The 11203-nt window shown below is 76.6% G+C and carries 2 protein-coding genes; both read right to left on the bottom strand.

All coding sequences use genetic code 11. The features are described 5' to 3' along the window. A partial coding sequence (locus ACF07S_RS33270) for a type I polyketide synthase (RefSeq protein WP_391975906.1) occupies nucleotides 1-1805 on the bottom strand: 1805 nt, incomplete at its 3' end. A 49-nt stretch (nucleotides 1806-1854) separates the two neighbouring features. After that, nucleotides 1855-11203: SDR family NAD(P)-dependent oxidoreductase (locus tag ACF07S_RS33265; RefSeq protein ID WP_391967458.1), on the bottom strand; the 9349-nt coding region annotated here is incomplete at its 5' end.

Genomic DNA, 11203 nt, shown 5'->3' with positions numbered 1-11203 from the left:
ACCGCGTCGAACGCCTCCGCGAACACCGGGAAACGACCGTACAGCTCACGACCCATACCGAGCCGCTGCGAACCCTGACCCGAGAACAGGAAGGCGGTCGAGCCGCCCTGGGCGGTGCCTTCCAGGACGGCGGGGTGGGGTTCGGCGGCGGCGAGGGCGGTGAGGGCCCGGGCGGTGGTGTCGGGGTCGGTGGCGAGGACCACCGCGCGGTGCGTGAGCGGGGCGCGGCTGGCCGCCAGGGACAGGGCGATGTCGGCGTACCGGGGGCGGGCGGCCGAGGCGTTGACGTGGGCGAGGAGACGTTCGGCCTGGGCGCGCAGTGCGGCCTCGGAGCGGGCGGACAGCAGCCACGGGGTCACGGCGGGGTCGACGGCCGGGGCCTGCGTACCGGTGTCGTCGGACGCCTCCGCCTCCTCGAGGAGGGGGGCCTGTTCCAGCAGGACGTGGGCGTTGGTGCCGCTGATGCCGAAGGCGGAGACACCCGCGCGGCGGGGGTGGTCGGCGGTGGGCCAGGGGGTGGCCTCGGTGAGGAGTTCGACGGCGCCGGAGGTCCAGTCGACGTGGGAGGTGGGCGTGTCGACGTGCAGGATCGCGGGCAGCACACCGTGGCGCATGGCCATGACCATCTTGATGACGCCCGCGACACCGGCCGCCGCCTGGGCGTGGCCGATGTTCGACTTGACCGCGCCGAGGCGCAGCGGCCGGTCGGCGGGCCGGTTCCGGCCGTAGGTGGCGAGGAGGGCCTGGGCCTCGATGGGGTCGCCGAGGGTGGTGCCGGTGCCGTGGGCCTCGACGGCGTCGACCTGGTCGGGGGTGAGGCGGGCGTCGGCGAGGGCGGACTCGATGACACGGCGCTGGGAGGGGCCGTTGGGGGCGGTGAGGCGGCTGCTGGCGCCGTCCTGGTTGACGGCGGTGCCGCGGATGACGGCGAGGACCTGGTGGCCGTTGCGGCGGGCGTCGGAGAGACGCTCGACGAGGAGGACGCCGACGCCCTCGCCCCAGGCGGTGCCGTCGGCCGCCTCGGCGAAGGGCTTGCAGCGGCCGTCGGGGGCGAGGCCGCGCTGGCGGGAGAACTCGGTGAAGAGTTCGGTGGTCGGCATCATGGCGACGCCGCCGGCCAGGGCGAGGGAGCACTCGCCGGCGCGCAGGGCGCGGGTGGCGAGGTGGAGGGCGACGAGGGAGGAGGAGCAGGCGGTGTCGACGGTGACGGCCGGGCCCTCCAGGCCGAGGGTGTAGGAGATGCGGCCGGACAGGACGCTCATGGCGCCGCCGGTGAGGTTGTGGCCCTCGGTCTCCTCGGTGGTGCGGGCGAGGGAGCCGTAGTTGGTGTCGGCGCCGCCGACGAAGACGCCGGTGTCGGTGTTGCGGAGGGAGGCAGGGCTGATGCGGGCGCGTTCGACGGCCTCCCAGGCGGTTTCCAGCAGGAGCCGCTGCTGGGGGTCCATGGCGAGGGCTTCACGGGGGGCGATGCCGAAGAGGTCGGCGTCGAAGTCGGCGGCGCCGTCGAGGAAGCCGCCCTCGCGGACGTAGCTCTTGCCGGGGGTGCCCGGGTCGGGGTCGTAGAGGGAGTCGAGGTCCCAGCCGCGGTCCCCGGGCAGCGGGCCGACGGCGTCGGTGCCGTCGGCGACGAGCCGCCAGAGGTCCTCCGGGGAGCGGACGCCGCCGGGGAAGCGGCAGGCCATGCCGATGACGGCGATCGGCTCGCTCTGGCCGGCCTCGACAGACTCCAGCCGCTGACGGGTGCGACGCAGGTCTGCGGTGACCTTCTTGAGGTAGTCGCGGAGCTTGTCTTCGGAGCTTGCCATGGGGGTGGGATCCTCTGGTTCTGGAAGGACGCGGTGCCGGGCCGGGGTGTCAGGCGAGGCCGAGTTCGTTGTCGATCAGGTCGAACATCTCGTCGTCCGTGGTGGTGTCGAGGTCGGTGTCGTCGCGCTCGTCGGTGGTCTCCGTGGTGGCGTCGAGCTTCCACTGGAGGGCCTGGAGGCGCTTGGCCAGGCGGGCCCGGTCCTGGTCGTCGAGCTCGGTGCCGCTCACGGCGGCCTCGAGGTCGGCGAGTTCGGCGAAGACGGGCTGGTCCGCGTCGCCGGATCCGGTGCCGCCGGTGCCGAGTTCGTCCCGCAGGTGGCGGACGAGGGCGGCCGGGTCGGGGTGGTCGAAGATGAGGGTGGTGGGCAGGGTCAGGCCCGTCTCCGCGTTGAGGCGGTTGCGGAGTTCGACCGCGGTCAGGGAGGACATGCCGAGGTCGAGGAAGCCGCGTCCGGAGTCCAGCGCCTCGGCGGAGGCGTGGCCGAGGACGGCGGCGACGTGGCCGAGGACCGTGCGGTGCAGCAGGGCCTGCTGCTGGGGGCCGCCGAGCGCGGCGAGCCTGCGGCGGAAGTCCTGCGGTCCGCCCGTGGTCCCGGTGTCGGCGGCGCGGCGGGCGGCCGGCCGGGCGAGGGCCCGCAGCAGCGGGGGCACCTGGTCGGCGCGCAGGGCGCGCGGGTCGAGCCGTACGGGGACCAGGTGGGCGGTGTCCAGGGCGGTGGCCGCGTCGAGCAGGCCGAGGCCCTGGTCGGCGGTGAGGGGGCGGATCCCGGCCCGGTCCAGTCGGGCGAGGTCGGCTCCGTCGAGGGCGCCGGTGAGGTCGCTGCGGTCCTCCCAGAAGCCCCAGGCGAGGGAGACGGCGGTGAGGCCGCGGGCGCGCCGGTGCTGGGCGAGGGCGTCGAGGAAGGCGTTGGCGGCGGCGTAGTTGGCCTGGCCGGGGCCGCCCGCGAGGCCCGCGTAGGAGGAGAACAGCACGAACGCGGAGAGCTTGGTGTCGCGGGTGAGTTCGTGCAGGTTCCACGCGGCGTCGGCCTTGGGTCGCAGGACGTGGTCGAGGCGTTCGGGGGTGAGGGTGTCGAGGAGGCCGTCGTCGAGGACGCCGGCCGCGTGCACCACGGCGGTCAGGGGGTGGCCGGCGGGTACGGCGGCGAGGGTCGCGGCGAGCTGGTCGCGGTCGGCGGCGTCGCAGGCGACGACGGAGACCTCGGCGCCGAGGGCGGTGAGTTCCTCGCGCAGGGCGGTGGCGCCGGGGGCGTCGGGGCCGCGGCGGCCGGTGAGCAGCAGGTGGCGTACGCCGTGCCGGGTGACGAGGTGCCGGGCGACGAGGGCGCCGAGGACGCCGGTGCCGCCGGTGACGAGGACGGTGCCGGTGGCCGTGTCGTCGCCCCAGGGGGTGGCGTCCGCGGGTGTGGTGCTGTCGCGGTCGGTGCGCACCAGGCGGGGCACGGTGACGGTGCCGGAGCGTACGGCGAACTGGTGCTCGCCGGTGCGGCCGGCGGCGGCGACGGCGGCGACGAGGGCGGTGGCCGACGGGTCGGTGTGATCGTCGTGGTCGCCGCCCGCGCCGTCGGTGGGCACGTCCCCGGTGGCCGGGTCGAGGTCGGCGAGGAGGAAACGGCCCGGGTGTTCGGTCTGGGCGGAGCGCAGCAGGCCCCAGACGGTGGCGTCGGCGAGGGCCGGGACGCTGTCGTCCGGTCCGGTGGCGAGGGCGCCCTCGGTCACCACGAGGAGCCGGGTGGCCGTGTGGCGCGGGTCGCTCAGCCAGGTGGTGGCCAGGCGCAGTGCCCGGTGGGCGGAGGTGTGGGCGGCGGCCGCGGTGTCCTGGGCGGCCGTGCCGGTGGTGCCGGTGGTGCCGTTGTCGTGGGTGTGGGGGACGACGACCACGGCCGGCTGTTCGCCGTCACCGCGGTCGAGGGCGGCGGTGAGGTCGTCGAGGGTGGTGTGGACGTGGACGGTGGCGCCGGCGCGTTCGAGCGCGGCGGTGAGGCGTCCGGGGTTCCCGATGACCGCCCAGGGGCCGGTGAGGTCCGCGGGGTCGGTGTCGCCGGTCCACGGGGTCCACTCGACGCGGTGCAGGGCGTCGGGGGCGGTGGCGGCCGGGAGCCGGTCGGGGGTGGCCGGGCGGGTGGCGGCGGTGGCGGTGAGGACGGGGGCTCCGGTGCCGTCGTGGGCGTGCACCGTCCAGGTGCCGCCGTCGTCGGTCAGCCGCAGGCGCAGCCGGGTGGCGCCGGTGGCGTACGTGGTGACGTCCTGCCAGCGCTGCGGCAGCGCGGGCGCGGTGGCGTGCTCGGGGGTGGCGGCCAGGGCGAGGGCCGTCTGGAGCAGCGCCGGGTGGAGGCGGAACCGGCCGGCGTCGGCGCGGGCGTCCTCGGGGAGTTCCACGTCGGCGAGGAGCTCGGTGCCGTGCCACCACACCGCGCGCAGGGTGCGGAAGCCGGCGCCGGTGTCCAGGCCGCTGCCGTCGAGGCGGTCGTGGGCCCGGCCGGGGTCGGCGGGGCGGGCGCCGGCGGGCGGCCAGGTGTCCGGTCCTGCCGGGGCGGGCACCGGGTCGCCGGCGGTGAGGGTGCCGGTGGCGTTCAGGGTCCAGGGCACGTCGGTGCCGTCCGCGTCGGGGACGCGGGAGTGGACGGTGAGCGCGCGCCGGTCCGGGCCGGCACCGGTGTCCTCGGGGGCGGAGACGGTGATCTGGAGGTCGACGCGGCCGCGTTCGGGGACGGCGATCGGGGTGTGCTCGTCGAGGGTGGTGACGAGCGGGCAGCCGGTCTCGTCACCGGCCCGTACCGCCCAGTCGAGCAGGGCGGTGCCGGGGACGACGGCGGTGCCGTGCACGCGGTGGCCGTCCAGCCAGGGCTGTGCGGTCAGCGACAGGCCGCCGCCGAGGACGGCGCCGCCGTCGGCGAGCCGTACGACCGTGTCGATCCCGGTGGGGTCGGCCTGGGCGCCGGTGGCCTCCAGCCAGTACCGCTCGCGCTGGAAGGCGTAGGTGGGCAGGTCCACGGGGCGGCCGTGGGCGACGGCGGGCCGCCAGTCGACGGGGACGCCGGCGACGTGGGCGGCGGCCAGCGCGGTCAGCACCCGGTCGGTGCCGCCGTCGTCGCGGCGCAGCGAGCCGAGGGCGACCGCGTCGGCGCCCGCCGCGGTGACGGTGTCCTCGATGCCGACGGTGAGCACCGGGTGGGGGCTGCACTCGACGAACACGTCGTGGCCCTGGTCGAGGAGGGCGCGCAGGGACTCCTCCAGGCGGACGGTGCCGCGCAGGTTGCGGTGCCAGTAGGGGGCGTCCAGGGCGGTGCCGGGCAGCCAGTCGGCGGTGACGGTGGAGAAGAACGGGATGTCGCCGTCGCGGGGTTCGATGCCGGCCAGGGCGGCGGGCAGGGTCTCGGCGAGCCGGTCGACGTACGCGGAGTGGGAGGCGTAGTCGACGGGGATGCGTCGGGCGCGCACGCCCCGCTCCGCGCAGCCGGCGAGGAGGGTGTCGAGGCCGTCGGTGTCGCCGGAGACCACCACGGAGGAGGGTCCGTTGACGGCGGCGACCGAGACGCCGGGCAGGTCGGCGACGAGCGCGGCGACCTCGTCGTGCGGGGCGGTGACGGCCACCATGCCGCCGTGGCCGGAGAGTTCGCGGGCAATGGCGAGGCTGCGCACGGCGACGATCCGCGCGGCGTCGTCGAGGGACAGGGCGCCGCTGACGGCTGCGGCGGCGATCTCGCCCTGGGAGTGGCCGAGGACGGCGGCGGGCTTGAGGCCGTGGGCGCGCCACACCTCGGCGAGCGCGACCATCACCGCCCACAGCGCGGGCTGGGCGACGTCGACCCGGTCCAGGGAGGGCGCGCCTTCGGTGCCGCGCAGTACGTCGGTGAGGGTCCAGTCGACGTGCGGGGCGAGGGCGTCGGCGCAGGCGGCGATCCGCTCGGCGAACACCGGGGAGGTGTCGAGGAGTCCGGCGCCCATGCCGGCCCACTGGGAGCCCTGGCCGGGGAAGACGAGGACGGCCCTGCGGTCACGGCCGGCGCCCCGGCCGCCGCTGGTCACGGCGGGCGAGGGGACGCCGTCGGCGAGGGCGGCCAGGCCGGCGCGGAAGTCGCCCGTGGTGGTGGCGACGACGACGGCGCGCCGCTCCAGGGTGGCCCGGCGGGTCACGAGGGACAGGGCGATGTCGGCGGGTGCGAGGCCCGGGTGCGCGTCGAGGTGGGCGAGGAGGGCGCGGGCCTGGCCGCGCAGGGCGGCGTCGCTGCGGGCGGACAGGATCCAGGGCAGCGGGCGGTCGGCGCGGGTCTCCCGCGCGTCGTCGCCTCCGGTGTCCGCCTCGCCGGTGGACTCCGGTTCGGCCGGGGCCTGTTCGAGGATGACGTGGGCGTTGGTGCCGCTGATGCCGAAGGAGGAGACGGCGGCGCGCAGCGGCCGGGGGGTGGCCGGTTCGGGCCACTCGGTGGCCTCGGCGAGGACGCTGACGGCGCCGGCGGACCAGTCGACGTGCGGGGTGGGCGCGTCGACGTGCAGGCTCTTGGGCAGCAGGCCGTGCCGCAGGGCGAGGACCATCTTCATGACGCCGGCCACGCCCGCGGCGGCCTGGGTGTGCCCGATGTTCGACTTGACGGAGCCGAGCAGCAGCGGCCGCCCGGGGTCGCGGTCCTGGCCGTAGGTGGCCAGGAGCGCCTGTGCCTCGATGGGGTCGCCGAGGCGGGTGCCGGTGCCGTGCGCCTCGACGGCGTCGACCTCGGCGGCGGCGACGCCGGCGTCGGCCAGGGCCTGGCGGATGACGCGCTGCTGGGCGGGCCCGTTGGGGGCGGTCAGGCCGTTGGAGGCGCCGTCCTGGTTGATGGCGGAGCCGCGGACGAGGGCGAGGACCTGGTGGCCGTTGCGGCGGGCGTCGGAGAGACGCTCGACGAGGATCAGGCCGACGCCCTCGGAGAAGCCGGTGCCGTCGGCGGCGGCGGCGAACGGCTTGCAGCGGCCGTCGGCGGCCAGGCCGCGCTGGCGGGAGAAGTCGACGATGATCTCCGGCGAGGACATCACGGTGACGCCGCCGGCCAGGGCCATGGTGCACTCGCCGCGGCGCAGCGCCTGGAGCGCCATGTGCAGGGCGACGAGGGAGGAGGAGCAGGCGGTGTCGACGGTGACGGCCGGGCCCTCCAGGCCGAGGGTGTAGGCGACGCGGCCGGAGACGATGCTGTTGGCGTTGCCGTTGTTGACGTAGCCGGCGATCTCGTCGGGGACGTGGGTGACGCGCTTGAGGTAGTCGCTGGAGGAGAGGCCGGCGAAGACGCCGGTGCGGCTGCCGCGCACCGACCGGGGGTCGATGCCGGCGCGTTCGAACGTCTCCCAGGCAGTCTCCAGCAGGAGCCGCTGCTGCGGGTCCATGGCGAGGGCCTCGCGCGGGGAGATGCCGAAGAAGTCGGCGTCGAAGTCGGCGGCGTCGTGCAGGAAGCCGCCCTCGCGGGTGCGGGAGGTGACCTGGTCGCCGGGCAGGGCGTCGTAGAGGCCGTCGAGGTCCCAGCCGCGGTCGCCGGGGAACTCGGCGATGGCGTCGGCGCCGTCGGCGAGGAGCCGCCACAGGTCCTCCGGGGAGCGCACCCCGCCGGGGAGGCGGCAGGCCATGCCGACGATCGCGAACGGCTCGTCCCCTCCGGCGGCGGCCGGGAGGGGTGCCGGGACGGCGGGCGCGGTCGCGGGGGTGCTGCCGGAGAGTTCACCGTCGAGGTGGGCGGCGAGTTCGGCGAGGGTCGGGTGGTCGAAGACGAGGGTGGCGGGCAGCCGCAGCGCGGTGGCGGCGTTGAGCCGGTTGCGCAGTTCGACGGCGGTCAGCGAGTCGAAGCCGAGGTCGCGGAAGGCGCGGCCGCCGTGCAGCTGGTCGGGGTCGGTGTGGCCGAGGACGGCGGCGGCGTGGGTGGCGACGAGGTCGCGCAGGAGGGTGAGCCGGTCGTCGGCGGACAGGCCGGCCAGGCGCAGCCGCAGTCCGTCGGTGCCGCCGGCGGCGCCCGCCCGGGCGGTGCGGCGGACCGGGCCCCGGTACAGGGCGCGCAGCAGGTGCGGGATCTCGCCGTCGCCGGTGCGCAGCCGTCCGGTGTCGAGGCGGACGGGGACCAGGTGCGGGCGCTGTTCGGCGAGCGCGGCGTCGAACAGGGCCATGCCGTCGGCCGCGGACAGCGGCAGGACGCCGGAGCGGCGGACGCGGGCGAGGTCGGTGTCGTCGAGGTGGCCGGTCATGGCGCTGGCGTCGGCCCACAGGCCCCAGGACAGGGAGGTGGTGGGCAGGCCGTCGGCACGGCGGCGGTGGGCGAGGGCGTCGAGGTAGGTGTTGGCGGCGGCGTAGTTGGCCTGTCCGGCGTTGCCGAAGACTCCGGCGCCGGCGGAGAAGAGCACCAGGTCCGCGAGGTCGAGGTCGCGGGTGAGGCGGTGCAGGTGGCGGGCGGCGTCGGCCTTGGGGGCCAGGACGGTGCGCAGCCGGTCGGGGGTGAGGTGTTCGAGGGCGCCGTCGTCGAGGGCGCCGGCCGCGTGCACCACGGCGGTCAGGGGGTGGCCGGCGGGTACGGCGGCGAGGGTCGCGGCGAGCTGGTCGCGGTCGGCGGCGTCGCAGGCGGCGACGGTCACCTGGGCGCCGAGGGCGGTGAGTTCCTCGCGCAGGGCGGTGGCGCCGGGGGCGTCGGGGCCGCGGCGGCCGGTGAGCAGCAGGTGGCGCATGCCGTGCCGGGTGACGAGGTGCCGGGCGAGGATGCCGCCGATGGTGCCGGTGCCGCCGGTGATCAGGACGGTGCCGTCGGGGTTCCAGGCGCGCGGCACGGTGAGGACGATCTTGCCGTAGTGCTTGGCCTGCGCCATGTGGCGGAAGGCGTCGCGGGCGTGGTGGACGTCCCAGGTGACGGTGGGCAGCGGGTGGAGGGAGCCGTCGGCGAAGAGGCGGGTGAGGTCGGCGAACATCTCCCGGATGCGGTCCTCGCCGGCCTCGCGCAGTTCGTACGCCTGGTAGAGGGCGACGCCGGGGTGGTCGAGGGCGACCTGGCCGGGGTCGCGGACGTCGGTCTTGCCCATTTCGACGAGGCGTCCGCCGGGGGCGAGCAGGCGCAGCGAGGCGTCGACGAAGTCGCCGGCCAGCGAGTTCAGTACGACGTCCACGCCGCGTCCGCCGCTGGTCTCCCGGAACCGGTCCTCGAAGTCGAGGGTGCGGGAGGAGGCCAGGTGGTCGTCGGCCCAGCCCTCGGCGCGCAGCAGGCGCCGCTTGTGGTCGCCGGCGGTGCCGTAGACCTCGGCGCCCCAGTGGCGGGCGAGCTGGGCGGCGGCCATGCCGACACCGCCGGCGGCGGCGTGGACGAGGACGGACTCGCCCGCGGTGAGGCCGGCGAGGTCGCGCAGGCCGTAGTAGGCGGTGAGGAAGGCGACGGGGACGGAGGCGGCCTGGGTGAAGGTCCAGCCGTCGGGCATGGGGGCGATCATGCGGGCGTCGGCGACGGCGTGGGTGCCGAAGCCGCCGGTGACCAGGCCCATGACGCGGTCGCCGGGCGCGAGGCCGGTGACGCCGGGTCCGGTGGCGGTGACGACGCCGGCGGCTTCGGCGCCGAGGAGGACGGCGGGGCCCGGGTACATGCCGAGGGTGTTGAGGACGTCGCGGAAGTTGAGTCCGGCGGCGCGTACCTCGATGAGGACGTGCCCGGGCGCGGGCGCGTCGGTGATCTCGGGGCAGGGCACCAGTTCCAGCTGGTCGACGGAGCCCTTGACCGGGATGTCCAGGCGCCAGGCGGTGGCACCGGCGGGCGCGCTCAGGGTGTCGGCGGTGCGGGGGCGGGTCAGCCGGGGCGCGTGGGCGGTGCCCTGGCGCAGGGCGAGCTGCGGTTCGCCGGTGGCGAGCGCGGCGGGCAGGGCCTGCCAGGAGTCCTGGTGGACGTCGAGGTCGGCGAGGACGAGGCGGCCGGGGTGCTGGGACTGCGCGGAGCGCACCAGGCCCCAGACGGCGGCGCCGGGCAGGTCGTGCGCGGGGTCGCCGGGCCCGGTGGCGACGGCGCCCCGGGTGACCACGACGAGGGGGACGTCCGCGGTGCGGTCGTCGGCAAGCCAGTCGTTGACGGTGGTCAGGACCTCGCCGAGGACGGTGTCGGGGACGGCCGGGGTGTCGTCGCCGGGGCGGGCGGCGGCCGGCGCGTCGGCGCCGGGGGCGGCCGTCGCGGCCTGTCCGGTGAACAGCAGGACGGCGGTGGGGCGTTGGCCGGTGGCGTCGTCGAGGGCCGTGAGGTCGGTGAGGACGGGCAGTGACGTGCCGCCGCTGCCGTCGGGGGCGGTGACGGGGGTGTGGGGGGTGCCGAGCACGGCCCAGCCGGTCGCGTCGGCGGGGGTGGCGGCGGGCGTGAGGGGGGTCCAGTCGAGGTGGAACAGCCAGTCGCGGGCGGCCCGTGCGGACGGGTCGAGGGTCTCGGCGGCCACCTCGCGGACGGCCAGTGAGTCGATGACGGCGACGGGCGCGCCGCTCGGGTCGGTGAGGTGGACGGTGACGGTGTCCTCGCCGGCCGGGGAGATCCGTACCCGCAGCGCGGTGGCGCCGGTGGCGTACAGGGACACGCCGGACCAGGCGAAGGGGACGACGGTGCGGTCGTCGCCGCCGGGGGCGAGCCCGGCGGCGTGCAGGGCGGCGTCGAGCAGGGCGGGGTGGATGCCGAACCGGGCGGCGTCGCCGCGCACCTGGTCGGGCAGGACGACCTCGGCGAAGACGTCGTCGCCGCGCCGCCAGGTGGCGCGGACGCCCTGGAAGACGGGGCCGTACTCGTAGCCGCGGCCGGCGAGCAGGTCGTAGAAGCCGTCGGCGGCCAGGGCGGTGGCGCCGGGCGGCGGCCAGGCGGTGAAGTCCTCGGGCCGCGCCACGGCGGGGACGCCCGGTTCGGCGAGGGTGCCCTGGGCGCGCAGGGTCCACAGGTCCTCGGTGTCGCCGTCGGGGCCGGTGGCCCGGGTGTGGACGGTGACGGGGCGGCGGCCGGAGTCGTCGGCGTCACCGATGCCGATCTGGACCTGGACCTCGCCGCGCTCCTGGAGGACGACGGGGGCCTGCAGGGTGAGTTCGTCGACGCTGCCGGCGCCGAGGACGTCACCGGCGCGGATGACGGACTCGACGAGTGCGGTGCCGGGGACGATGACGGTGCCGGACACGGCGTGGTCGGCGAGCCAGGGCTGGCTGCGCAGGGACCAGCGGGCGGTGGCGACGAGTCCGTCGCCACCGGCGAGTTCCACGGAGGCGCCGAGCAGCGGGTGGTCGGGCGATTCCAGGCCGGCGGAGGTGACGTCACCGGCGGAGTCGGCGAAGCGGGGCCAGTAGTGCTGCCGCTGGAAGGGGTAGGTGGGGAGGTCGACGCGGTGGGGACGGGTGCCTTCGTAGAAGGCGTCCCAGTCGACGTCCGCGCCGTACGCCCACGCCTCGCCC

Source organism: Streptomyces sp. NPDC016640 (assembly GCF_043076215.1).
In the GTDB taxonomy this organism is placed as follows: domain Bacteria; phylum Actinomycetota; class Actinomycetes; order Streptomycetales; family Streptomycetaceae; genus Streptomyces.
This window is presented reverse-complemented; position numbering and strand designations above follow the sequence as displayed.